We start from the raw sequence: 373 nt of genomic DNA, 5'->3' as shown, positions 1-373 counted from the left end.
AGAAGGAATATTTGAAGAGACTGAAGGTAATAAAAATATTGAGACGGAACCACTAAAAGGTCCGAAGTTCCGGAAACCGCGTACAGAAACGCAGAAACGGTGAAATTTTGCGCTTTGTTCACTGCGCCGCCTATTGTCAGACCTGCGACCCAAACTCGCACGCGCTGCGTGCTCAAACAAGGGTCTCCGGTCTGACGCTATGCTCGCTCACAAAGCAAATTCCAATGTTTCTGCTTATTCTGTACGCGGTTTCCGGAACTTCTACCTTATTGGCTCCGTTACGATAATTAAAACCGTGCAACCATAAGGATACTGACCAAGGCGGCAGTTACGTGCCGGCAGAGCCTCTTTGGATTGCTTGATTAGCCCATAC

It is taken from the genome of Clostridium sp. AF27-2AA (assembly GCF_003478505.1).
In the GTDB taxonomy this organism is placed as follows: Bacteria; Bacillota; Clostridia; order Lachnospirales; family Lachnospiraceae; genus Brotaphodocola.
The sequence above is the reverse complement of the archived record's forward strand: the minus strand, read 5'-3'. Positions refer to the sequence as shown.